Below are 22826 nucleotides of genomic sequence, written 5' to 3'. Positions count from 1 at the left end.
AGATCAGAACCGCCGAGTGATCAGCGCCCTCTTCACTTCCTGGATCGCCTTGGTGACCTCGATACCGCGCGGGCAGGCGTCCGTGCAGTTGAACGTGGTGCGGCAGCGCCACACGCCGTCCTTGTCGTTCAGGATCTCCAGGCGCTGCTCACCGGCTTCGTCACGGCTGTCGAAGATGAAGCGGTGGGCGTTGACGATGGCGGCAGGACCGAAGTACTGGCCGTCGTTCCAGAAGACCGGGCACGAGGACGTGCACGCCGCGCAGAGGATGCACTTCGTGGTGTCGTCGAAGCGCTCGCGGTCCTCGGCCGTCTGGAGACGCTCGCGCGTCGGCTCGTTCGTGTCCTTCGTGATGAGGAAGGGCATGACGTCGCGGTACGCCTGGAAGAACGGGTCCATGTCGACCACGAGGTCCTTCAGGACCGTCAGGCCCTTGATGGCCTCGACCGTGATCGGCTTCTCAGGGTTGAGGTCCTTGATCAGCGTCTTGCAGGCAAGGCGGTTCTTGCCGTTGATCCGCATGGCGTCCGAGCCGCAGATGCCGTGCGCGCAGGAGCGACGGAACGTCAGAGTGCCGTCCTGGTCCCACTTGATCTTGTGGAGGGCGTCGAGGACACGCTCCTTGGGGTCGATCTCCAGCTGGAAGTCTTCCCAGGCCGCCTCCGCCGAGACTTCGGAGTTGAAGCGGCGGATGCGGAAGGTGACCGTGATGTACGGGGAGTCGGCGAAGCCCGCCTCGGGCTTCGCGTCTTCCTTGTCCAGAGTCGGGGTAGCCATCAGTACTTACGCTCCATCGGCTGGTAGCGGGTCTGGACGACCGGCTTGTAGTCGAGACGGATGGACTCGGTGCCGTCGTCGCCGACCTCGCGGTACGCCATGGTGTGGCGCATGAAGTTGACGTCGTCGCGGCTCGGGTAGTCCTCGCGGTAGTGACCGCCGCGGGACTCCTTGCGAGCCAGGGCCGACACCGCCATGACCTCGGCCAGGTCGAGCAGGTTGCCCAGCTCGATGGCCTCAAGGAGGTCGGTGTTGAACCGCTTGCCCTTGTCCTGGACCGAGACGTTCCGGTAGCGCTCGCGCAGCTCCGCGATCTTCTCGACCGCCGTCTTGATCGTCTGCTCGGTGCGGAACACCATCACGTTGGCGTCCATGCACTCCTGCAGCTCCAGGCGGATCGCAGCGACCCGCTCGGTGCCGGTGGAGTTGCGCAGGTGCTCGACCTGCGAGACGACCTGCGACGCCGGGTCCTCGGGCAGCTCGACGTAGTCGGTCTTCGCCGAGTACTCGGCGGCCGCGATGCCCGCACGACGTCCGAAGACGTTGATGTCCAGGAGGGAGTTCGTTCCCAGGCGGTTGGCGCCGTGGACCGACACACAGGCGACCTCACCGGCGGCGTACAGGCCGGGGACCACCGTCGTGTTGTCCGACAGCACCTCACCCTGGACGTTCGTCGGGATGCCGCCCATCGCGTAGTGCGCGGTGGGCTGGATCGGGATCGGGTCCGTGTAGGGCTCGATGCCGAGGTAGGTGCGCGCGAACTCCGTGATGTCCGGGAGCTTGGCGTCCAGCTGCTCCGGCGGGAGGTGCGTGAGGTCGAGGTAGACGTGGTCGCCCTCGGGACCGCAGCCGCGGCCCTCACGGATCTCCGTGTAGATGGAGCGGGACACGACGTCACGGGACGCGAGGTCCTTCATGACCGGCGCGTACTTCTCCATGAAGCGCTCGCCGTCCTTGTTGCGGAGGATGCCGCCCTCACCGCGGGCGCCCTCCGTCAGCAGGATGCCCATGCGCCAGATGCCGGTCGGGTGGAACTGGAAGAACTCCATGTCCTCCAGCGGCAGCCCGCGACGGTAGACCGCCGCCTGGCCGTCACCCGTCAGCGTGTGCGCGTTGGACGTCACCTTGAAGAACTTGCCGGTGCCGCCGGACGCGTAGATCACGGCCTTCGCCTGGAAGACGTGGATCTCGCCGGTCGCGAGCTCGTACGCGACGACGCCCGCCGACTTCTTGACGCCGTCGACCTCGGTGATGAGCTGGTCGAGGACGTAGAACTCGTTGTAGAACTCCACACCCTCCTTGACGCAGTTCTGGTACAGCGTCTGGAGGATCATGTGGCCGGTGCGGTCCGCGGCGTAGCAGGACCGGCGGACCGGGGCCTCGCCGTGGTTGCGAGAGTGACCGCCGAACCGGCGCTGGTCGATCGTCCCGTCGGGCGTCCGGTTGAAGGGCAGGCCCATCTTCTCCAGGTCGAGGACCGAGTCGATGGCCTCCTTCGCCAGGATCTCGGCGGCGTCCTGGTCGACCAGGTAGTCACCGCCCTTGACGGTGTCGAAGGTGTGCCACTCCCAGTTGTCCTCCTCCACGTTGGCCAGCGCGGCGGCCATGCCGCCCTGCGCGGCGCCCGTGTGGGAGCGGGTGGGGTAGAGCTTCGTCAGCACGGCGGTGCGGCTGCGCTTCGTCGCCTCGATGGCGGCGCGCATGCCGGCGCCGCCGGCGCCGACGATGACGGTGTCGTACTTGTGGATCTTCATGAGTGGTTGCCTCAGCCCCGTGCCTAGCGGATGTTCGGGTCGAAGGTGAAGATCACCAGCGTGCCCAGCAGAATCGTGAACACCGTGGCGGTGTACAGCAGGCCCTTCAGCCACAGGCGCGTGTTCGCGCGCTCCGCGTAGTCGTTGATGACCGTACGCAGGCCGTTGGCGCCGTGCAGCATGGCGAGCCACAGCATCGCGAGGTCCCAGGCCTGCCACCAGGGGGACGCCCAGCGGCCGGCCACGAAGGCGAAGCCGATCTTGGAGACGCCGCCGTCGAGGACGAGCTGGATGAGCAGGTGGCCGATGACCAGGACGACCAGGACGATGCCGGACAGGCGCATGAAGAGCCAGCCGTACATCTCGAAGTTGCCGCGGGTCGACTTCGGGGTCTTCTTGGTGCGCTTGCGCGGGGCCTCGATGAGGGGGGCCGGGTTGTCGACGCTGTACGACGAGAACTCGCCCGCGCCCTCGATCGGTCCGATACCGGAAGCGGCGGTTTCAGTGGTGGACATCTGCGTCAGCTCCCGAAGACTTCGCGGAATGCGTGACCGAGGACGGGGTACAGGGCCCCGACCATCAGCACGACCCAGATACTGACGACGGACCAGAGCATCTGCTTCTGGTAGCGCGGGCCCTTCGACCAGAAGTCGACAGCGATGACACGCAGGCCGTTGAGCGCGTGGAAGAGGATGGCGGCGACGAGGCCGTACTCCAGCAGCGCGACGATCGGCGTCTTGTACGTGGACACGACCTTGTCGTAGTCCTCGGGGGAGACACGGACGAGAGCGGTGTCCAGCACGTGTACGAACAGGAAGAAGAAGATGAGGACGCCGGTGACTCGATGAGCCACCCAGGACCACATTCCTTCCCGGCCGCGGTACAGCGTTCCAGCCGGCACGGAAAACCCTCCGGGAGCGGGGATTGGGGCCGCGCCGGCTTCGGTGTCGGACGGGCCCGGCCGGGTACGGTCCACCGGCCCCGGCCATCGTAGCGACGACTTGTCGGAACGCTTACAGCGGCCCTATCTATGTGATCAAACTGGCAATCAATCAGGCACGTTCGGGCTATTACGGGCGCGGTTGAGTGTCGGCTGCGGGCCGGTGGGGGCCGTTCGCGCCCACGCGGCGGAGCCGCACATGTCGCAGCCCCGCGCCCCTAAAAGGGGCGCTCCAGCACAGGTGACTCGAAAGAGTGCCGTACAAGGCGGGTGAGGCGGCCTCTTGCCAGGCGGCGAAGCTCCTCCGCCGTGATGATCCGCTCCTCCTCCGGATCGTTCGTCAATCGTGCTCGGATGCCGGCGAGTACCTGGTCCAGGGCTTCCGCCGGGGCGAAGTCGTCCAGGCAGATCACGAACACATGTCCGAAGCGGCTTTCGTACGCGGCGTGCGCGGCGCTCAGTGCGGTGTGGGCGGCGGAGTACGCGCCGTCCGGGAGCAGCGTGAGGGACTCGCCGGCCAGCGCCTCGGCGACATCGGCGGGGGTCAGGTCGTACGCCGCCTCGTCGGCCGCGGCGAGCAGCGCGTCCAGGTCCGGGTAGGGCCGGTGGTCGACCAGGCGGTGGGCCCAGCGCAGGCTGCGGCAGCAGGTGAGGAGGGTGCGCGCGACCGCGTCGGCGGGCGCGGAGTTGAACAGCTCCAGGCGGGCCGGGGACGGCGCCGCGCTCTTCTGCTCGGGGAGGGCGACCTGGCCGGGGAGGCGTGGGAGACGGTGCGAAGGCAGCGTGGGTCCTCGGCGGTGGGATGTGGGATCCGGATCCGGTGACGCCTGGATGAGCATCTCGCGGACTCGGTACGTGTGATTCGGCAGGGGAAGAAGTGAGAGTTGTGCCGCTCACGCTATCCAGGAGTGTCAGGAGCTGTCCGACGGATGCCCAAATTTCACCCGCACGGGAGAGTTTCGGAACGTGTGGTGGACGGTGAAGGTGGGGACGGGGGCTTAGGTTCGCCGAGGGATGTGCGGCAGCTGTGCGGCACATGTACGACTTGAAGCGGACCTCGAACGGCGAAATAGGGGCGTGATGCGGTGAGCACGGGAAGGCGGCGGGCGGCCGGGCGGCGGAGGCCGTGGGCGGTGGTGACCGTGGCGGGCGTGGCCGTGGCGGGGGCCGCCGCCGCGGTGGCCGTCGCGGTGTGGCCCTCCGGCGGCGACGGCGCGCCGGCGGGGGCGCGGGTGCCGTCGGCCGCCACCTCGGCGACCTCGCCCGCCGGCTCACCCAAGGCCACGCCCTCGTCCTCTCCCTCACCGACCCGGGTGTACCCGCTGTCCCGGACCCCGCGCACCATTCCCTCCGTACGTCAGCACACCCCAGCCCGGGGTCCCGGCTGGCGCCCCGCGGCCGGCGCCCGCGTGGTCGTGGACGACGCGGACCTCGCCGACGAGGGGAAGCTGCTCGCCGGAGAGCTCAAGCTGACGTACGCGGGGCAGACGGATGCCAGGGACGGCGATGTCGAGCTGGGCCTCGACGACGGGACCGCGGGACCGGAGTCGTACACCCTGACCGTCAAGAACCGGCGGGTCACCATCACCGCCCCCGACGACGCGGGTGTCTTCTACGGCACGCGCACCCTCAAGCAGGAGGTGCACGGCGGCGGTACGGCGTCCGAGGGCGTCGTGCACGACCGGCCCGCCAAGCCGCAGCGCGGGTTCATGCTCGACATCGCGCGCAAGCACTTCACGGCGGGCTGGATCGAGGACCGGGTCCGGGAGCTGGGCGACCTGAAGTTCAACCAGCTCGGGCTGCACTTCTCCGACGACCAGGGCTTCCGTATCCAGTCGGACACGCACCCCGAGATCGTGTCGCAGGAGCATCTCAGCAAGGCGGAGGTCCGCAGGATCATCGCTCTGGCGGCCGCCCGGCACATCACCGTCGTCCCCGAGATCGACTCGCCCGGCCATCTGGGCGCCGTCATCGCCGCGCACCCCGACCTCCAGCTGCGCAATGTGGCGGGGGTCGCCACTCGCGGAGCCGTCGACATCTCCAAGCCCGCCGCCGCGGACCTGATCGACGACCTGCTCGACGAGTACGCGCAGCTGTTTCCCGGCGCCTACTGGCATATCGGCGGCGACGAGTACCAGGCGCTGACGGTGGCGAACCCGCAGGCGTCGTTTCCGCAGCTGGCCACCGCGGCCAAGAACACCTACGGCGCCGGCGCGACCGTCGCCGACCTGGCGACCGGCTGGCTCAACGACCGCGCCCAGGTGGTGCGCGGGCACGACCGGACCCCGCGGGCGTGGAACGACGGGTTCTTCCGCGGGGGCACGGTCCAGGCCGACGGCGCTCTGCAGGTGGCGTACTGGACGGGCAAGGAGATCGGGGCCCGGCCGCCGGTCGAGTATCTGAGCGCGGGGCGCAAGCTCATCAACTACAACGACGAGTTCCTCTATTACGTCCTCGGGCAGCCGCAGACCTTCGTCTATCCGACCGGGCAGCGCATCTACGAGCAGTGGACCCCGCTCGTCCTGCGCGGCACGGCGGCGGTCCCCGCGAAGTACGACGGGCAGATCCTCGGCGGGACCTTCGCCGTCTGGTGCGACCTCTCGGGCGCGCAGACCCAGGACCAGGTGGCGGCGGGGATCCGGATGCCGCTGCGCGCGACGGTGCAGAAGCTGTGGGATCCGCGCCGACCGGCGTTGTCCTGGGCGGACTTCAGGGGGCTGGCGGACAAGCTGGGCTGAGACACGCTGGACGTACGGGCGACTGGAAACGTATCTTCCGGATACTTGTTCGTAAGCCGGGCGCGACCCCTGGGGAGGGGAACGCCCGGCTTCTTGTGTCCGTACGAGGTCTTCCGCGATCCCTCGTGCCTGTAGTCCGGGGGGTTCCCATGACCATGCCGCCGCAGCCCGTTTCTCCTCAGCCCGTGTCTCCTCAGCCTGTGTCTCCTCAGCCCGTGTTCTCCCACTTCACCTCGCCGCACGGCCCCGCCTGGCTGCGCTCGCCGGTGGGGCTCGGGCGGGCCGCGGCCGTCATGCTCGGTGTGGTCATAGCCTCCGACGTGCTCGCGATCTGGGCGGATTTCACGATGTCCGATGTGTCGGGTGCCCTCGCGGACGGCGGCACCTCCGCCGACCTGCAGCGGCGGGCCGACCACGCGGACGCGCTCTACTCCGCGGCCGGGTACGTGCAGTCGGCCGCCCTTGTGGCGGCCATCGTCGTCTACCTGATCTGGTTCCAGCGGGTGCGCGTCAACGCCGAGGTGTTCAACCCGCTCGGGCACAGCACGTCGCGGGGCTGGGTGATCTGGGGCTGGTTCGTGCCGGTGCTGAACCTGTGGCGCCCGCGCCGGGTCATGCTGGACATCTGGGACGCGAGCGGCCCTCATGGCGGCCGGGGCTCGCACGGGCTGGTCAATGGCTGGTGGACGGCGTGGGTCGTCGGGCTGCTCGCCGGCCGGGCCGGGTTCACCGAGTACCGCAAGGCCGACACGGCCCAGGAGATCCACGACGCCGTCGGCCAGGTCATGGTCGCCGACGCCATCGACATCGTGGCTGCCGTGCTCGCGATCCTCGTCGTGCTGCGGCTGACCCGGATGCAGAACCAGAAGGCGTACGAGGGCCCGCTTCCCGTCGGCGTCTGACGCGAGCCGCCGCCCCCGTCCGACCGTCCGGCCGTCCGGCGCGGACCGATTCGTCCGTTTCCCTGGCCAACTCCCGCACCCCTGTGGTGTATTCGGCGCGAGCCGCCGAACCGAGACGCCGGGGGGACCGGAATGGGCTACTGGGGGTACTACATCGTGGGCAGAAGCGAGCGGCCGCTCGCGGAGCTGGACGCGCTGGCGGGCGCGCGGGGCATGGTGCGGCGCACCGTGGCGCCCGACGGGTGGCAGGTGTGGGAGTACCCGGGCGGCGACGGCGACATCGGGAAGATGAGCACGCTCGCCCGGGAGACCGGCGCGCCCGCGCTCTTCGGGTACGTCATGGACAGCGACTGCGTGGCCGTCGAGGCGGCCGCGCCGCACAGCGGTGTGTGGACGGCGTGTCTGGCGCGGGAGGCGATGGCCGGGTACGTCGGCGGCGAGGACGAGCTCGGCGTCGACGACTACTTCCTCGAACCGGCCGACGCCGCCGACCGGGCCGTCGCGTGGGCCGCCGAAGCCGGGCGCACCGTCACCGCCCAGCCCCTCCTCGACGTACTGAACGCGGACCCCGAACCGTTGGCCGAAAACCTCTTCTTCCGGCTGCTCGACCGGCTCGGTGTGGTGCCGCTGTGACACTCCTGGTCCGTCGCACGCAGTAAGGGGAAGTGCGGGCTCCGTTAGGGAGAGGCGCCCTGTCGAGGGATTTCTAGGGAGACGTGATGAGCCTGGTGGAACTGATCGCTCAGGCCGACGAGCGAGGTCTGGCGGCGAGCGGTCTGGCTTGTTTGGATCGGTGCGTACCTCTGCTGGGCGGTGACGACGACATCCTGCGGCCCCTGTGGGCGAGCCTGGCGGAAGGGAACCCGTGGGGCGAGCGCCTGGAGCAGGCGCGCGCCAAACTGGACGCCGACGTCCCCGAGCCGGCCGTGACCGACGAGGACAAGGCCGCCGTACTCACCCGCCGCATGCTCGACGCGGTCCCCGCCGAGCCCACCGCCGCCGAACTGCGCCTCTGGGCCGACGCCTGTTCCGTCGCCGCCCTCCAGGTCCACCGGCACCTGGACCACGCCGACGACGCCGAGTCCTGTGTGACGGCCCGTCGCGAGGGCCGTACGGACGGCATGTCGCCGCTCGTCGCCGCCGAACTGCGCCGCCAGGTCACCATCCTGGAGCTGCTCGCGGGCCGAGGCGTGGGCGGACTCAGGCCGGCCCTGGACGTGTCGACGGAGGGGCGGCGGGTGCTGAAGGCCGTGGTGTCCCGGAGGGCGCGGGGGAAGGCGTAAACCAGATGGGCTGAGGGGTTCCTGTGAGCGTCCTGGGAGGGAGATGGCGGTCCTGAGCCGGTGTCGCGAACTCTCCCGTGACGCGTGACGAATCCCGCCCGGAGAGCGCTCTTCCGAGTGTGAACGCAACTCGAGCAACCAGACCCTCAGCCGCGACCAAGCCCGTGCGCTGGGCCGCGGACGCGGTCGCGACGATGCGTGAGGGCGCCCGGCTGCGCCTCGACTACTCGGCGCAGAGCCTGTGGCGCCTCGACCGGATGATCGAGGAGATACGCCGGGACGGGGCGCCGTACGACGCCGTCGGGACCGTGCTGCGCGGATTCGGCGCGTACGCCGGTGAGGTCGTCGCGCGGCACACGGGTGCGGAGTGGTGGGAAACCGGCGGCGAGCACTGGCTGCGCACCCCCGACGGACGCCTGTGGGACCCGGTGGAGGAGGCCCGCCGCTGTTACGCGGGTGACGGTTCGCTGCGGTTGCTGTGCCGGGAGGCCATGCGCTGACCGTCCTTGGCCGAAATTACCGGCTCTTAAGGTACGCGACCGTTCTCAAACGGTGGGCTCCGGAGTGAACATGGGGGCAACTGCCGGACTCGGGAGGCCTCGTGGCCGAGAACCGCCGTTGGTGGGCGCTGGTCGTCATCGCGCTCGCACAGCTGATGGTCATCCTCGACATGACCATCGTGAACATCGCCCTGCCGTCCGCCCAGACCGACCTGAACATGTCGGACGGAAACCGGCAGTGGGTGATTACGGCCTACACGCTGGCCTTCGGCGGACTGCTGCTGCTCGGCGGCCGGGTCGGTGATCTCGCCGGGCGCAAACTCGCCTTCATGACCGGCCTGTTGGGCTTCGCCGCCGCGTCCGCCCTGGGCGGTGCGGCGACCGGCTCCGGGATGCTGTTCGGGGCGCGCGCCCTCCAGGGCGTCTTCGCGGCGCTGCTCGCCCCCGCCGCCCTGGCGCTGCTCACCACGACGTTCACCGATCCCAGGGAACGCGGCAAGGCCTTCGGTGTGTTCGGCGCGATCGTCGGCGCGGGCGCGGCGATCGGGCTGCTCGCGGGCGGCCTCCTCACCGAGTACCTGGACTGGCGCTGGTGCCTGTACGTCAACGTCCCGATCGCGATCGTCGCGTTCGCCGGAGCGTGGGTGCTGCTCGACAGCGGCGGCCGCCGCGAGGACGCGCGCCTCGACGTGCCGGGCGCGCTGCTCGGCTCGGCCGGAATGCTCTCGCTGGTGTACGGCTTCTCCGAAGCGGAGTCGCGGAGTTGGGGCGACGCTCTGGTCCTCGGCCTGCTCGCCGCCGGGGTCGTCCTGCTCGGTCTCTTCGCGCTGTGGCAGACCCGGGCACGGGTGCCGCTGCTGCCGATGTCGGTGGTGAAGGACCGGCAGCGCGTGGGGGCGTTCCTGACCATCCTCTTCGTCACGATCGGGATGTTCGGCGTCTTCCTCTTCCTCACGTACTACTTCCAGCGCGTCCTCGGCTACTCGCCCCTGAAGACCGGGCTCGCCTATCTCCCCATCACCGTCGGCATGATCACCGGCTCGACGCAGATCGCGGCCCGGCTGCTCAACCGGGTCCCGCCGCGCACCCTGATCGTCCCCGGACTGCTGCTGGCCGCCGGCGCGCTGGCGATCATCGCGCAGGTCGGCGTGGAGCCCGCGTACGCCTCCCACGTCCTGCCCGGCATGCTGATGCTCGGCCTCGGCATGGGCACCGCGATGATGACGTGCGTCTCCCTGGCCACCGGAAGCGTCGCCCCGCGGGACTCGGGCGCGGCCTCCGCCACCTTCAACACCGCCCAGCAGGTGGGTGGTTCGATCGGTACGGCACTGCTGAACACGATCGCCGCGAGCGTGACGACCCGCTACGCGACCGCGCACGCCGGGCCCGGCACCGACCGCCGCGCCCTCGCCTCCCGCGCCGCCGTCCACGGCTTCAACGTCGCCACCTGGTGGGCCATGGGCTCGCTGCTGCTGGCGGCGCTGATCGCCGCGCTCGTGGTGGACGCGCACCGGGTGCCGGTGCCGGAGGGGCGGGCGGCCGCCGTGCCGGAGCCGGTGGAGAGCAAGGCCTGACCACCGGCTCCGGAAGGGGGTTCGGTACGCGCTACGGCGCCAGCGTCTGCCCCAGGTGCGCCCCCGTCGGCGTACCGAGCTGCGTCTTGCTGTAGACCGCGCCCTGGGTCAGGCCGAGCCCCGTGCTGTTGCTGGGCACGTACAGCAGGATGCCGTCGCCGCCGTCCTCGCCCTCGGTGCCGAGGACCAGGTCGGTGCGCCCGTACCCGGACAGGTCGGTCAGGGAGACGGCCGAGCCCAGCTTGTCGTCCGTCTCGGTGTTGCCGGGGACGCCCGAGGTGTCCTGCGAGACGGCGATCGCGCCGGAGCCGGTGAGGCCCGTGGAACTGCCCTTCAGGAGGAGGGCGGACCCCGCGTTGGAGCGGTTGACCGAGTCCCGCGTGATGTCCTCGTTCGGGGCGCCCGCGACGACGTCCGCGTAGCCGTCGAGGTTGTAGTCGCCGACGGAGACGGAGGATCCCAGCGCGTCGCCGGACTCGTTGGCGCCCGGGACACCCGTGGTGTCCTGCTGGACCGTCGTCATACCGGTGGTGGTGAAGCCGGTGGCGGTGCCGGGGACCATGGTGACCTGGCCGCCGGAGACGGCACCGGACTCGGAGGCGTACGGCTGACCGATGACGAGGTCGTCGTAGCCGTTGCCGTTCACGTCACCGGCAGCGATCGAACGGCCGCCCTTGACGCTGAGCGTGGACACCTTCGTGAGGCCCGACGCGCCGCCCTTGAACCAGGTGACCCGGCCGATGCCGCCCGCGTCACGGTAGTTGAGGGCCACATCCGCGTAGCCGTCCCGGTTGAAGTCGCCGGTCGCGGCATCGGCGTACGCGATCGCGCTCGTCGACGTGGTGAGGGTGCCGGTCTGGGTGGCGCCGCCGGTCAGGCGGGCGTTCCAGCTGCCGCCGTTGCCGGTGCCCGCGGCGAAGACGTCCGCCTTGCCGTCCGCGTTGAAGTCGCCGGCCGTGACGGCCGAGCCGAGCTTGGAGCCGGCCGCGGTGACCGTCGAAGTGGCGTACGAGAGTCCGGTGTTGAGGGCCGGGCCGTACAGGACCGTCACGGAACCCCGGTCGGTGTTGCCACTGGTGTCGTCCTCGCCGGGTGCGCCGACCGCGAGGTCCGCGTAGCCGTCGCCGTTGACGTCGCCCCACGCGGTGGCGGCGCCCCAGTTGTCGCCCGCCTCGGAGGTGCCGGGGACGCCCGCGCTGTTCTGGGTGAGCGACACCTTCGACGCGGGGACCGGGCCCTTCAGGCCGCCCGGGACCAGGGTGACGCTGCCGACGCCGCCCGACGCCTTGGGCGTACCGGCGACGAGGTCGCTGACGCCGTCACGGTTGAAGTCGGCCGTCGGGATCGCCGAGTTCTTGCCGGCGCTCGCCGCGTACCGGCGGATCTCGGCGAGCTTCGGGTAGAGGTTGGCGCCGGGGCAGGCGGTCGCGTTGGTGTCGCGGTGGCCGAAGACCGTGGGCAGGGTGATCGACGTGCCCTTGTCGACGAGGTTGCCGTCCTGGCCCTTGGCGCTGCCGGACACCAGCGTGACCTTGCCGTTCGGGTCGACGCCGTACATGCCGAACTTCCAGGCGACGATCCGGGATATCGCCTCCAGGCCGGCCCGGCTCGGCTTGGCGGTCTCGTAGTTGCCTATGTACGAGATGCCGACCGTGTTGGTGTTGAAGCCGACGTCGTGCGCTCCGATCACCGGGAGGTCCATGCCGCCGCTGCGGCCCTCGAAGATCTGGCCGCACTTGTCGACGACGAAGTTGTAGCCGATGTCGAAGTAGCCGCGCGAGAAGTGTTCCTGCTGGATGGTGCGCAGCCGGGCCCGGGACTCGCCGCAGGAGAGCTTGTTGTCGCTGTCGACGCCCGTGTGGTGGACGACGGCCGCCTTGATCTCGGTGCCGTACTCGGGGGTGCCGTCGTAGTCGGTGGAGGCGCCCCACTCCGCCTGCGTGATGACCGGCGGCTTGACGACCGTCGAGGGGCGGGGAGCCGGGACGGTGTCCGAGGGGGAGGGCGTCGGGCTCGGGGGCTCCGTGGTGGCCGGTGCCGTGTCGGTGGGCGACGCGGTGTCGGTCGGGACCGGCGGGTCGGTCGGCGTCGCCGAGTCCGTGGTCGCCGGATCGGTCGGTGTCGGTGAGTCGGTGGTCGTCGGGTCGGTCGGCGTCGCCGTGTCCGTGGCCGCGGGGGTCGTCTCCTCCACCGGGAGGGCGTACGCGGCGGGCTCCGTGCCGTGCCCCTTGGTGACGGGGTCGGTGCCGGGGTCGAGCAGCCGGACGTCCATGCCCGCCGGCTGGCCCTTCGCCGCCGTGCCGTCGGCGCCGGTCACGCGCACCTGGACGCCGTCCGCGTCGCCGGTCCACACGGACGCGGTGCCACCGCGCGTTCCGGCCCGCGCGGCCTCCTTGCCATCCGCCGAGAACGGGTCGTCCGGCAGCTTCTGCCAGCCCGACCACTTGCCGGTCTCCAGCGCGCGGTAGCGCACCTCGGGCGTGCCCTTCGGCTTCGCGTCCGGGTCGCTCCAGGTCAGCAGGACGGCGCTGAAGCGGTCGGTGGCCTGCTGGGGAAGCCCCTTGCGGCCCGACCCCTCGTCCTTGAGTTTCAGTGTGTGCGTCGCGGCCTTGCGTGAACCGGCTGCCTTGTCTCCCGGATCCGACGACGGATTCGCGACGGCGTACGTGACGATGCCCGCGCCTCCGAGTACGACCGCCCCTACCGTGATCCACGCCCTCCGCTTCAGACTCAGCGGTTTGTACGCATGGGTCGTCCTGCGACTCAACTGCCCCACCCCTAGAAATGGTTAACAAACGCCCCACCCGTCACAGGGGGGCCTGCTTACCAAGCGCACAGCAAACGCAAAACATCACGTCAGGCGCTCACTTCGCGGGGGTGCGCAGGTCGCCTCACGGCGGTTCCACGCCGCGCCCGCCCCGAGGCGGGCGCGCCCCGAGTTCCCAGGGGGCGCGCCCAGCAGCGTCGGCTCAGAGAACCTGAAGCGCGAGCTTCCCGCTCGGCGCCACCGTGACGCGTTGCGCGGTCCACGTGCCGTCAGCCGACGGGCCCACGACGACCGCCCCACCGTCCGGAACCTGCACGATCTGCGGCTCGGCGGACTCCAGCAGCGTGCTCGGGGCGCCACCCTCCAGCGGAGTGGCCAGCAGCGGTCCGCCGGGGCCAGGAGTCGTCCCGTACGGCGGCCGGTAGGACGTGAGCAGCCACTCCCCGGCCAGGCCGACGAACGCGGTGCCGGCCGGCGACTGCGGCACGGTCACCGCGCTCTGCGCGCCGGCCGGGTCGTCGCGCCGTACGACCCGGGCCTGGGCCGCGCCCTCGTGGTAGACGGCGATGTGCGTGGGGGAGAGCGCCGCCTGGAGCCGGAGCGGGTCGTCGTCCGTGGCGTGGGTGCTGACCTCGGTGATTGCGCCGGTGGTGAGGTCGAGCACTCCGATGGCCGTCGCGTGCCGGAACCGGATGAGCGCGGAGTTGTCGTCCCCCGCGAGCACCGTCTGCTCCTTGTGGAAGAACTGGCTCCCGGGCGGGTCCACCGGAAGGTCGCTGACGATCGCTCCGGTGTCCGACACCCGCAGGACGTGCAGGCGGACGGCCTGCCACACCTCGTTGTACTCCTGCGTGATCAGCGTGGAGCCGAAGGCGGCGGCGACGTACTGCCCGTCGGGCACGGTGACGTCGATCGCCGCGCCGGTCGCCGGGTTCAGCAACCGGGCCTGCCCGCCGGCGTACTGCTCCGAGGCGAGGACGGTGTCGCTGCCGGTGCCGTAGTACCCGTACTGGCCCGGAAGCGCGCCGCTGTAGGTGTCGAGCGTGCGCTCGGTCCCGTCGTAGCCGCGCCAGGTGTACGGGCCGGGCGAGCCGTCGGCGTTGGCGCGGCGGTGCAGGTAGCCGGAGTCTCCGGCGGCGTAGAGCGAGTCCTGTACGTACTGGACCGCTTGGGCGGGCTTCGAGGCGGCAGCGGTGTGCGCGCTGACGGTGACGGCCGACGCGCTCGCGTGGGGTGCGACGGCGATCACGGTCGCGGCGGCCAGAGCGAGTACCGCCAGCGGGTGCCTCAGGGGCATGCGGACCTCCAAATGGTGTGCGGGAGTGGGCAGTTGGCACCGGTGATAACACGCCGCGTTGTCGCACTTCCATTCGAATGGCATTTCTCGCATATGCCGCATCAGCTATCAATCTCCTCCCTTGAGAGGGGAGGGAAGACGCTTGAGTTGGGCGAATCGTTGTACGAACTCGGGAAACTCGTTATGTGTCACATGTCACTCCAGCCACATGTGATGTCCCACGTCCTTGTTCCGCTTGGACTGGTGGACCGGGACGTGACCGCGCCCCGGACGCATGGCGACCAGGGGGTGGGGACTCATGGCGGAGCAGGCACCGGCCGGGCTGCGGATGCGGCGGCAGGCGGAGCTGTTCGTGCGGCAGGCCACTGCGCGCAACCGGCTGCCACTGGACTACTCCGTGAACAGCCTGCGGGTGGTCGACTTCATCGTCGACGGCCTGCGGAAGGGAAGCCCCGACCGTGGCAGCGTCCAGCACGTGCTGTTCGGGCTCGGCGTCTACGCCGGCGAGGTGCTCGTGAGGCGCGCCGGGGCCCAGTGGGTCGATTTCGACGCCGGTCAGCGGGAGCTGTTCGGCCAGCCCGTCGGCGTACGGATGCCCGACGGGCGCGTGTGGAACCCGCTCGGCAAGGTCGTGAAGCGCTTCGAGGCGGGCGAGCTGGAGTCCGTACGGACCTTGTATCTGCAGCTGCACGGGCGAACGGCCCCCGCGGCCCGCCTGTGAGAGCCGGTACGCGTGAGGCGGCAAGGGCGCCTGACGCACTGTGACATTTCTGTGAGGCCCGACGCTGATGACCATGGGGGCGGCGACACGGCAGACCGTGTCGATCGGTGTTGATTTCGGGCGAACTCGGTGCGAACGAGGACAGTGTTGGGCCAGGGAGGGGAACCCCGCCGCGTGCAGGCGTACGACGGGGAGCTGGGCGTGGCCGTCGCGCGGGCGCAGGAGGGGGACGAGGCCGCCTTCGCGGTCGCGTACCGGATCGTGCAGCCCGGACTGCTCGGGTATCTGCGCGGGATCGTCGGCGACGACGCGGAGGACGTGGCGTCCGACGCGTGGCTGGAGATCGCGCGGGACCTCGGGCGCTTCCGGGGTGACGGGGCGGGGTTCCGCGGCTGGACCGCGACCATCGCCCGGCACCGGGCGCTGGACCATCTTCGGCGGCTGAAGGTACGGCCCCGGGGGACCGCGATCGAACAGGACGTACTGGAGCTGCCCGGCACGCACAGCACGCACGACCAGGCGCTGGAGACCCTCTCCACGGAGTACGCCCTGGAGCTGGTCTCACGGTTGCCGCGCGACCAGGCCGAGGCCGTGCTGCTGCGGGTGGTGGTCGGCCTCGACGGGCCGGCGGCGGCGCGGGTACTGGGCAAGCGCCCGGGCGCGGTGCGCACCGCCTCCCATCGCGGCCTGAAGAGCCTCGCGCGGCTGCTCCGCGCCGAGGGTGTGACGGATGAGGGACCCCAGACGCTGGGGGAGTCGGGATGAGCGGCAAGAAGTCGTCGAACGGCAGGAAGCCGTCGGACAGAGAGGGAACCGGACATGGGTGAACGAGACGGCGACGGCGGGAACTCCGGCCGTCGGGTCACGCGCCCGTCGGGTTCCGCGAGTGAAGAGCCCGCCCTGGAGGTGCTGCTCGCCGCCGTGATGCGCGGCGGGGCGCACGACGCCGACGCCGAGGCGCAGGCCGTCGCGGCCTTCCGTACCGCGCGGGACGGCGGCGCGCACGCCGCGCGCACCCGGCGGCGGGACGACTGGCGGCCGCGCGAGCAGCGGCGAGTGGGCCGCTCGCTGAAGGCCACGTTCGCCGTGCTGCTGGCGAGCGTGACGCTGGGCGGGGTCGCCGTCGCGGCCATCGGTTCGTCGTCCGACGACGACCCGGACGACCGGGGCGGGAGCAGGACTCAGCCGTCCAGCAGCGCCCCCGACCGGTCCGCCGTCGAGCCCACGGGGCCTGCGGTTTCCGGTTCGTCTTCCGCCCCCGCGCAGGCCGATCCCTCCGCCCGCCCCTCCCAGGCCCAGGACACCGAGGCCCACTGCCGCGCGTACGAGAACGTCAAGGGCCGGGGCAATGCCCTGAACTCGACGGCCTGGCAGCGGCTGATCACCGCCGCGGGCGGCGAGGACAACGTCGCGGCGTACTGCGCCGAGCAGTTGGGTGAGGACACCGAGCCCACGGACACGAACACGAAGAAGGCGGACAGCGCGCCGAGCCCGGCCGCCACGTCCGCGGCCACCTCGCCGTCGTCACCGACGCCGAAGCCGGCGAAGTCCAGGGGCAAGCAGTAGAGAAGTCGGAGAGCCGAGAGTTTCGAGGGCCCTTCGGGGCCCTTCGGCGTACCCGGCGTACGCCCGCCCTTCCTCGCCGATGGCAACGGCCGGGGCCGCCACCCCCCACAGGAGAGGCCCCGGCCGTCGCGCGGCACGGGCCGCGCGGCGGCCCGTACTCTCTACAGCGCCACGGCTGCGTTTTGTGTCACACCTCGCTCCGTCACGAGGTAGTTGCATGTTGTACGGACATGGACGGGGAGCGGTTTCACGTCGTAACGTGCCATTCGCGCCGGGTGCGGAAGATGCATGACCATCGCAACCACTTGCGGTCCCGGGACCGCAACCATCGACTGACGAACCACGGCGGCGAGGACCCGGTCCGCGAAAGCGGCGCCGGTTTAGGCGCAGGGAGAGGCGCGCGCGGGTGCTGGGGGACGACGCGGAGCTGACCGCCGCGGTGCTTGCTGCACAGGACGGGGACGAGACCGCGTTCCGGACTGTGTACCGCGCGGTGCACCCACGGCTGCTCGGATACGTACGGACGCTGGTCGGCGACCCGGACGCGGAGGACGTCACATCCGAGTCCTGGCTGCAGATCGCCCGTGACCTGGAGCGGTTCAGCGGAGACGCGGACCGGTTCCGCGGCTGGGCCGCCCGGATCGCCCGCAACCGCGCCCTGGACCACATACGGATGCGCGGGCGCCGCCCCGCGATCGGCGGCGACGAGACCGAACTGACCGGCAAGGCCGCCGAGTCCGACACCGCGGGTGAGGCGATCGAGGCGCTGGCCACCGACAGCACCCTCTCGCTCATCGCCCAGCTCCCGCAGGACCAGGCGGAGGCCGTCGTGCTCCGCGTCGTCGTCGGCCTCGACGCCAAGACCGCCGCCGAGACTCTCGGCAAGCGCCCCGGCGCGGTCCGCACGGCGGCGCACCGAGGTCTGAAGCGGCTCGCGGAGCTGCTCGGCGAGGATCCGGAATCCGCCGGCGCACTCGGCGCCGTTCCCCCACAAAGAGGATCGCGCACACGCGCGGTGACGTCCGCGGGTGTGACGCATACGCGTTCGCGGACGCAGAAGGACATGTGATGGCCGACGAGCAGTACAGGTGGCTGGACCGCGATGCCGCGGAGCGTTTGTTGCGCGGAGAGCCGCTGGAAGCCGTCGACGCCGACACCCGCGACCAGGCGGACCGACTCGCCGACGCCCTTGGTGCGCTGGCCGCCGAGACGGCGCTGAGCAGCACCGAACTCCCCGGCGAGGCCGCCGCTTTGGCCGAGTTCCGCAGGGCGCGCACGGGCAGGAACGGCGAGGAGGCGCACCTCGGCCGGCGCGGTCTGACACGCCCGGCCGCCCATGCCTCCGACGCCGGTCTGGTACGTCTCGGACGCCCGGTGCCGGGTGGCCGCCGGGCCCGTTGGGGTCGCCCCGCGCGCTTCGGGATCGCCGCGGCGCTGGCCGCCGGAATGATCGGCGGAGTCGCCGTCGCGGCCGGAACCGGAGTGCTGCCGACTCCGTTCCGTAACGACAGACCGGGCCCCGCCGCCTCGGTCACGGCCGCCGGGACACCGGAACGGCCGCTCGTCTCGCCGTCGCCCGGAGCCTCCGGGACCGGCGGCTCCCAGGCCCCGACGCCCGACGGCAGCACGAGCGGCCCGGCCGACAAGGGCTCCGCGAGCGACGAGGCATCCGGTGGCACCGCCGCGAGCGGGCAGCCGGGCTCGGACAAGACGGGCGACGCCGATCGCTCGGCCGCGTGGTGGACCAAGACCCGTTCGTACTGCCGCGACGTCCTCGACGGCAAGGACCTGGCCGCCGGCCGCCGGCGCGTCCTGGAGGACGCCGCGGGCGGCGGCAGCCGGGTGAAGTCGTACTGCAACGGCATCCTGGGGAAGACCGAGGGCGGCTCCGGCAACGGCCAGAACGGCGACGGGGACACGAACGGCGGCAACCAGGGGTCGGGGCAGGGCTCGGACCAGGGCGATCAAGGGGATCAGGGTGGTGACGACGACGGCAACCACATACTGCCGGGCGGCAACGACCACCGCGGCAACGGCGGCATCCTCACCCCGGCGCCCTCAGTGTCGGCCCTGAACCCGCTGCTGCCGAGCAAGACGGTCGCGGCTCCGACGCCGTCCCCGACGTACAGCGCACTGGCGCTGCTCACCGGCCACTGAGCCACTCACTGGGCACTGAGCCGCTCACAGCACCTCTCCGACCTGTCTTTGACCCGCCTCTGACCTGCGGTTTCGTATTTCTTGGAACTTTCTTCGGCCAGGGTGTGACGTTTTCGGCCGCCGTGACGCAGTAAGGGGTGAGCCGACTGGTCATCGGCCGTCGCACTGAGCCGGGGTTCCCCCCGTACCCATGGCTCGGTGCACATTGGCGCGGGCGGGACACGTTCCCCCGGTCCCGCCCGCGCCCCACTCTCCTTCTCCGCCCCGCGCCGGGTCCGTCACCAGTAGACGACGACCTTGTCCCCCGTGCGGACCTGCGCGAACAGCGCCGCGATCTTCCCCTCGTCCCGTACGTTGACGCAGCCGTGCGAGGCGCCGTAGTAGCCGCGGGCCGCGAAGTCCGAGGAGAAGTGGACCGCCTGGCCGCCGCTGAAGAACATCGCGTACGGCATGGACGTGTGGTAGATCGTCGACACGTGGTAGCGCGACTTGAAGTAGACGCTGAACACACCTTCGCGGGTCGGTGTGTACTGCGAGCCGAACCGCACGTCCATCGTCGAGACCGTCTTCCCGTCGATCATCCAGCGCAGCGTGCGGCTCGTCTTGCTGACGCACAGCACGCGGCCCGTCATACAGCGCGGGTCCGGCTGCGCGGCCGGCTGCCCGCCGTACGGGTACAGCTCCCACTGGGCCGGCTTGTGCGTCATCCTCTTCAGCCGCTCCCAGGTGACGGCGTCCAGTTCGCCGGTCTGCGGCAGCCCGCGCTTGCCCTGGAAGCCCTTCACGGCGGAGGCCGTCGCGGAGTCGTACGTTCCCGTCGGCGCGGTGATGAGCCAGGCGACCTGGTGCAGCCGGGCCTGTACCTCGCGGACGTCCGTGCCCTTGTCGCCGGAGGACCACAGGACCTTGGCGGCGGCGGGGGCGGGCTTGTCGTCCTTGTCCTTGTCCTTGGCCGTCGTCGTGGGCGTGGGGCCGGCCGAACCGCCGGTCCGCACGGCCGGCGGAGTCTTCCCGTGGGCGTCCACGGCCTGTGCCGTGCAGCCGCTCACCGCAGCGAGAACCGCGAGGGCGGCCAGCGATCTCTTCATACCTGCCGTAGTACCCGTCGTACGCATCCGGACCCCCGTTGTGCCGTTGTGTCACCTGAGATGCTCCCCGGGCGTGACCGGTTGCGAACCAGGCGGCATGGTGGAGAGCGAAACGGTGTACAGGTCCGCGGAACAGGTTCGTGAACCGGTCTGTGAGCAAGGTCCCAGCATGGGCCACTCCACCCGGCGCACGGCCGCCGCTACAGTCCGTCGCGAGGGTCGGAACCTACTAGTGAGTAGCTTGAGTGGGAGGCACAGCAATGGCGCGCGAATCCGAGTCCGGTCTGCCGATCGAGCCGGTCTACGGGCCGGAGACCCTGGAGGGCTGGGACCCGGCTGAGAAGCTGGGCGCGCCGGGCTCGTACCCCTTCACCCGCGGCGTCTACCCGTCGATGTACACGGGCCGTCCGTGGACGATGCGGCAGTACGCCGGCTTCGGTACGGCCGTGGAGTCGAACGCCCGCTACAAGCAGCTGATCGCCAACGGCACGATGGGTCTGTCGGTCGCCTTCGACCTGCCCACCCAGATGGGTCACGACTCCGATGCCGCCATCGCGCACGGTGAGGTCGGCAAGGTCGGCGTGGCGATCGACTCGGTCGAGGACATGCGGATCCTGTTCGGCGGGATTCCGCTGGACAAGGTCTCGACGTCGATGACGATCAACGCGCCCGCGGCGCTGCTCCTGCTGATGTACCAACTGGTCGGCGAGGAGCAGGGCGTCCCGGCGGACCAGCTGACGGGCACGATCCAGAACGACGTACTCAAGGAGTACATCGCGCGGGGCACGTACATCTTCCCGCCCAAGCCCTCCCTCCGTCTGATCGCGGACATCTTCAAGTACTGCAAGACCGAGATCCCGAAGTGGAACACGATCTCGATCTCCGGCTACCACATGGCGGAGGCGGGCGCGTCCCCCGCACAGGAGATCGCGTTCACGCTCGCCGACGGCATCGAGTACGTGCGGACGGCGGTAGCGGCCGGGATGGACGTCGACGACTTCGCCCCCCGCCTCTCCTTCTTCTTCGTCGCCCGTACGACGATCCTGGAGGAGGTCGCCAAGTTCCGCGCGGCCCGCCGCATCTGGGCCCGGGTGATGAAGGACGAGTTCGGCGCCAAGAACCCCAAGTCGCTGATGCTGCGCTTCCACACGCAGACGGCGGGCGTGCAGCTGACGGCGCAGCAGCCCGAGGTGAACCTGGTGCGTGTCGCCGTCCAGGGCTTGGGAGCGGTGCTCGGCGGCACGCAGTCCCTGCACACCAACTCCTTCGACGAGGCGATCGCGCTCCCGACGGACAAGAGCGCCCGCCTGGCCCTCCGTACGCAGCAGGTGCTGGCCTACGAGACCGATGTCACGGCCACCGTGGACCCCTTCGCGGGCTCCTACGTCATCGAGAAGATGACCGACGACGTCGAGGCGGCGACCGTCGAACTCATGGACAGGGTCGAGGAGTTGGGCGGCGCGGTCAGCGCCATCGAGCACGGCTTCCAGAAGTCCGAGATCGAGCGCAGCGCCTACCGCATCGCCCAGGAGACGGACTCCGGCGAGCGCGTGGTCGTGGGCGTCAACCGCTTCCAGCTCGACGAGGAGGAGCCGTACGAGCCGCTCCGCGTGGACCCCGTGATCGAGGCCCAGCAGGCGGAACGCCTCGCGAAGCTCCGCGCCGAACGCGACCAGTCCGCGGTGGACGCCGCCCTCGCCCAGTTGAAGAAGGCGGCCGAGGGTACGGACAACGTGCTGTACCCGATGAAGGACGCCCTCCGCGCCCGCGCGACGGTGGGCGAGGTGTGCAATGCGCTGCGGGGGGTCTGGGGGACGTATGTGCCGTCGGACGCCTTCTGAGCAGGGCTTTTGAGGGAACCCGGGGGCGGGCCGATGCGTCTTAGGGAGACATGACGGCCCGCTGCTTCGGGGAGGCTCGGATGGAGTTCGGACGGGAGAGGCCAAGTCGGAGGATCGAGCGCCCGACGAGGAAGATCGAGCAGGTTCGTCCGCCGTTGGAGCCACCCGGCGACCGGTCCATCGACAACGAGATCATCCTGTCGAAGCCCCTCCTCGGTGAGATGCGCGAGAAGCCACGGCTGGACCTCAAGGGGCTGGCCGTCGACGTCGGTCCGCTCGCCAACGAGAAGAAGGTCCTCGACAAGGCGCTGTCAGTGATCGAAGGCATGGAGCCTCCGCTGACCATCGAGAGGGTCAACGAGGAGACCAAGGACCTCGCGATCACGTTCCACGAGATCGGTGAGGGCGAGGACTCGGTCATCGCCCTGACGTGTCCCCTGGAGCCCGGGGGCGCCACCGTCTACGACGCGGCGTCGGTGGCCATCACGGCCCTGCACGGCGATATCGACGCAGCCTTGCTGCAGGGCGTCCACGCCGAGCTCAAGAGCGACAACAGCCTGGCGGCCGGCGCGGCCCGGTGTGTGATCGGCGGCTTCCTCATCCACATGATGCCGACGTCCGTGATCGGCAAGACCGTCACGATGCTGAGTGACGCGGTCCAGGGCATGCGCGAGAAGGCCGAGCAGAAGGAGCTGGAGGCGGCCAAGGACTTCACGCAGACACAGGCGATCGCGGAATGGCTGCGCCACCGTGAGATCACCAAGGACGCGCCACTCACGTACGAGCCGATGGAGCCGCTCGACGACCATGTCGGGCTCTACGCCCCGCCAACCGAGCTCTACGAGAAGTCGACGGAGCTCCCTGACGAGTCGATCGACCTCCCGGGCTTCGACGACGGTCCCTCCTTCGGTCTGTGAGCCG

At 70.4% G+C, this 22826-nt stretch carries 21 protein-coding genes; 13 read left to right on the top strand and 8 right to left on the bottom strand.

Annotated elements, in window-relative coordinates; genetic code table 11:
• Positions 1-3: 3 nt before the first annotated feature.
• The 5 genes from OIC96_RS17940 to OIC96_RS17920 all read right to left on the bottom strand — a co-directional run bounded on the left by OIC96_RS17940 (position 4) and on the right by OIC96_RS17920 (position 4310).
• The gene (locus tag OIC96_RS17940) at positions 4-777 is read right to left on the bottom strand and encodes a succinate dehydrogenase iron-sulfur subunit (protein WP_330306856.1); all 774 of its coding nucleotides are present in this window, start codon (positions 775-777) and stop codon (positions 4-6) included.
• On the bottom strand, positions 777-2531 hold the full coding sequence (gene sdhA, locus OIC96_RS17935; protein ID WP_330306857.1) for a succinate dehydrogenase flavoprotein subunit: 1755 nt from the start codon (positions 2529-2531) through the stop codon (positions 777-779). Before sdhA ends, OIC96_RS17940 begins: the two co-directional genes overlap by 1 nt.
• A 23-nt stretch (positions 2532-2554) precedes the next feature.
• Positions 2555-3046, bottom strand: a complete 492-nt coding sequence (locus tag OIC96_RS17930) for a succinate dehydrogenase hydrophobic membrane anchor subunit (RefSeq protein ID WP_330306858.1) — start codon at positions 3044-3046, stop codon at positions 2555-2557.
• A gap of 5 nt (positions 3047-3051) precedes the next feature.
• On the bottom strand, positions 3052-3432 hold the full coding sequence (gene sdhC / locus OIC96_RS17925; protein WP_330306859.1) for a succinate dehydrogenase, cytochrome b556 subunit: 381 nt from the start codon (positions 3430-3432) through the stop codon (positions 3052-3054).
• Positions 3433-3689: 257 nt separating this feature from the next.
• Entirely contained in the window at positions 3690-4310 is a 621-nt protein-coding gene (locus OIC96_RS17920; protein WP_330306860.1) for a 2-oxo-4-hydroxy-4-carboxy-5-ureidoimidazoline decarboxylase, read from the bottom strand.
• Between the two features lie 312 nt (positions 4311-4622).
• Between OIC96_RS17920 and OIC96_RS17915 the strand changes: the two genes are divergently transcribed.
• From OIC96_RS17915 to OIC96_RS17890, 6 genes are all read left to right on the top strand, one after another.
• A complete protein-coding gene (locus OIC96_RS17915) occupies positions 4623-6209 on the top strand; it encodes a beta-N-acetylhexosaminidase (RefSeq protein ID WP_406502280.1) in 1587 nt (528 codons plus the stop codon).
• 215 nt (positions 6210-6424) lie between these two features.
• Positions 6425-7111, top strand: a complete 687-nt coding sequence (locus tag OIC96_RS17910) for a DUF4328 domain-containing protein (RefSeq protein WP_330462129.1) — start codon at positions 6425-6427, stop codon at positions 7109-7111.
• Between the two features lie 132 nt (positions 7112-7243).
• Positions 7244-7744, top strand: coding sequence for a hypothetical protein (locus OIC96_RS17905; protein ID WP_330306862.1), 501 nt, complete (start codon positions 7244-7246; stop codon positions 7742-7744).
• Between the two features lie 86 nt (positions 7745-7830).
• A complete protein-coding gene (locus tag OIC96_RS17900; protein ID WP_330306863.1) occupies positions 7831-8394 on the top strand; it encodes a hypothetical protein in 564 nt (187 codons plus the stop codon).
• Positions 8395-8513: 119 nt separating this feature from the next.
• A complete protein-coding gene (locus OIC96_RS17895) occupies positions 8514-8894 on the top strand; it encodes a hypothetical protein (RefSeq protein WP_406502024.1) in 381 nt (126 codons plus the stop codon).
• Between the two features lie 101 nt (positions 8895-8995).
• The gene (locus tag OIC96_RS17890) at positions 8996-10468 is read left to right on the top strand and encodes a DHA2 family efflux MFS transporter permease subunit (RefSeq protein WP_330306864.1); all 1473 of its coding nucleotides are present in this window, start codon (positions 8996-8998) and stop codon (positions 10466-10468) included.
• Positions 10469-10499: 31 nt separating this feature from the next.
• On the opposite strand, the gene OIC96_RS17885 is transcribed toward OIC96_RS17890, so the two are convergent.
• Positions 10500-13235 (bottom strand): FG-GAP-like repeat-containing protein, encoded by a 2736-nt coding sequence (locus tag OIC96_RS17885; protein WP_330306865.1) that lies wholly within the window; start codon positions 13233-13235, stop codon positions 10500-10502.
• Positions 13236-13437: 202 nt separating this feature from the next.
• Positions 13438-14532: a hypothetical protein gene (locus tag OIC96_RS17880; protein ID WP_330306866.1), complete on the bottom strand. Its 1095-nt coding sequence runs from the start codon at positions 14530-14532 to the stop codon at positions 13438-13440.
• A 298-nt stretch (positions 14533-14830) separates the two neighbouring features.
• On the opposite strand from OIC96_RS17880, the gene OIC96_RS17875 reads away from it, so the two are divergent.
• From OIC96_RS17875 to OIC96_RS17855, 5 genes are all read left to right on the top strand, one after another.
• A complete protein-coding gene (locus OIC96_RS17875; protein ID WP_330306867.1) occupies positions 14831-15253 on the top strand; it encodes a hypothetical protein in 423 nt (140 codons plus the stop codon).
• A 147-nt stretch (positions 15254-15400) separates the two neighbouring features.
• Positions 15401-16018, top strand: a complete 618-nt coding sequence (locus tag OIC96_RS17870) for an RNA polymerase sigma factor (RefSeq protein WP_330306868.1) — start codon at positions 15401-15403, stop codon at positions 16016-16018.
• 54 nt (positions 16019-16072) lie between these two features.
• Positions 16073-16819 carry a hypothetical protein gene (locus OIC96_RS17865; protein ID WP_330306869.1) on the top strand — a complete coding sequence of 249 codons (747 nt, stop codon included), beginning with the start codon at positions 16073-16075 and terminating at the stop codon, positions 16817-16819.
• A gap of 406 nt (positions 16820-17225) precedes the next feature.
• A complete protein-coding gene (locus OIC96_RS17860; protein ID WP_330306870.1) occupies positions 17226-17888 on the top strand; it encodes an RNA polymerase sigma factor in 663 nt (220 codons plus the stop codon).
• Positions 17888-18976 carry a hypothetical protein gene (locus tag OIC96_RS17855; RefSeq protein WP_330306871.1) on the top strand — a complete coding sequence of 363 codons (1089 nt, stop codon included), beginning with the start codon at positions 17888-17890 and terminating at the stop codon, positions 18974-18976. Before OIC96_RS17860 ends, OIC96_RS17855 begins: the two co-directional genes overlap by 1 nt.
• Before the next feature lie 278 nt (positions 18977-19254).
• Here OIC96_RS17855 and OIC96_RS17850 read toward each other — a convergent pair whose 3' ends face one another.
• Positions 19255-20064, bottom strand: coding sequence for a L,D-transpeptidase family protein (locus tag OIC96_RS17850; RefSeq protein WP_330306872.1), 810 nt, complete (start codon positions 20062-20064; stop codon positions 19255-19257).
• A gap of 260 nt (positions 20065-20324) precedes the next feature.
• On the opposite strand from OIC96_RS17850, the gene OIC96_RS17845 reads away from it, so the two are divergent.
• Both OIC96_RS17845 and OIC96_RS17840 read left to right on the top strand, forming a co-directional pair.
• A complete protein-coding gene (locus OIC96_RS17845; RefSeq protein WP_330306873.1) occupies positions 20325-21905 on the top strand; it encodes an acyl-CoA mutase large subunit family protein in 1581 nt (526 codons plus the stop codon).
• 80 nt (positions 21906-21985) lie between these two features.
• Positions 21986-22822: a hypothetical protein gene (locus OIC96_RS17840; protein ID WP_330306874.1), complete on the top strand. Its 837-nt coding sequence runs from the start codon at positions 21986-21988 to the stop codon at positions 22820-22822.
• Positions 22823-22826: the final 4 nt, after the last annotated feature.

It is taken from the genome of Streptomyces sp. NBC_00775 (assembly GCF_036347135.1).
In the GTDB taxonomy this organism is placed as follows: Bacteria; Actinomycetota; Actinomycetes; order Streptomycetales; family Streptomycetaceae; genus Streptomyces; species Streptomyces lutosisoli.
This window is presented reverse-complemented; position numbering and strand designations above follow the sequence as displayed.

Excerpts from the sequence above, each read along its gene's own strand:
- OIC96_RS17940 (WP_330306856.1), bottom strand. The coding sequence starts at position 777 with ATGGCTACCCCGACTCTGGACAAGGAAGACGCGAAGCCCGAGGCGGGC.
- sdhA (WP_330306857.1), bottom strand. The coding sequence starts at position 2,531 with ATGAAGATCCACAAGTACGACACCGTCATCGTCGGCGCCGGCGGCGCC.
- OIC96_RS17930 (WP_330306858.1), bottom strand. The coding sequence starts at position 3,046 with ATGTCCACCACTGAAACCGCCGCTTCCGGTATCGGACCGATCGAGGGC.
- OIC96_RS17920 (WP_330306860.1), bottom strand. The coding sequence starts at position 4,310 with ATGCTCATCCAGGCGTCACCGGATCCGGATCCCACATCCCACCGCCGA.
- OIC96_RS17905 (WP_330306862.1), top strand. The coding sequence starts at position 7,244 with ATGGGCTACTGGGGGTACTACATCGTGGGCAGAAGCGAGCGGCCGCTC.
- OIC96_RS17900 (WP_330306863.1), top strand. The coding sequence starts at position 7,831 with ATGAGCCTGGTGGAACTGATCGCTCAGGCCGACGAGCGAGGTCTGGCG.
- OIC96_RS17880 (WP_330306866.1), bottom strand. The coding sequence starts at position 14,532 with ATGCCCCTGAGGCACCCGCTGGCGGTACTCGCTCTGGCCGCCGCGACC.
- OIC96_RS17875 (WP_330306867.1), top strand. The coding sequence starts at position 14,831 with ATGGCGGAGCAGGCACCGGCCGGGCTGCGGATGCGGCGGCAGGCGGAG.
- OIC96_RS17865 (WP_330306869.1), top strand. The coding sequence starts at position 16,073 with ATGGGTGAACGAGACGGCGACGGCGGGAACTCCGGCCGTCGGGTCACG.
- OIC96_RS17855 (WP_330306871.1), top strand. The coding sequence starts at position 17,888 with ATGGCCGACGAGCAGTACAGGTGGCTGGACCGCGATGCCGCGGAGCGT.
- OIC96_RS17850 (WP_330306872.1), bottom strand. The coding sequence starts at position 20,064 with ATGAAGAGATCGCTGGCCGCCCTCGCGGTTCTCGCTGCGGTGAGCGGC.
- OIC96_RS17845 (WP_330306873.1), top strand. The coding sequence starts at position 20,325 with ATGGCGCGCGAATCCGAGTCCGGTCTGCCGATCGAGCCGGTCTACGGG.
- OIC96_RS17840 (WP_330306874.1), top strand. The coding sequence starts at position 21,986 with ATGGAGTTCGGACGGGAGAGGCCAAGTCGGAGGATCGAGCGCCCGACG.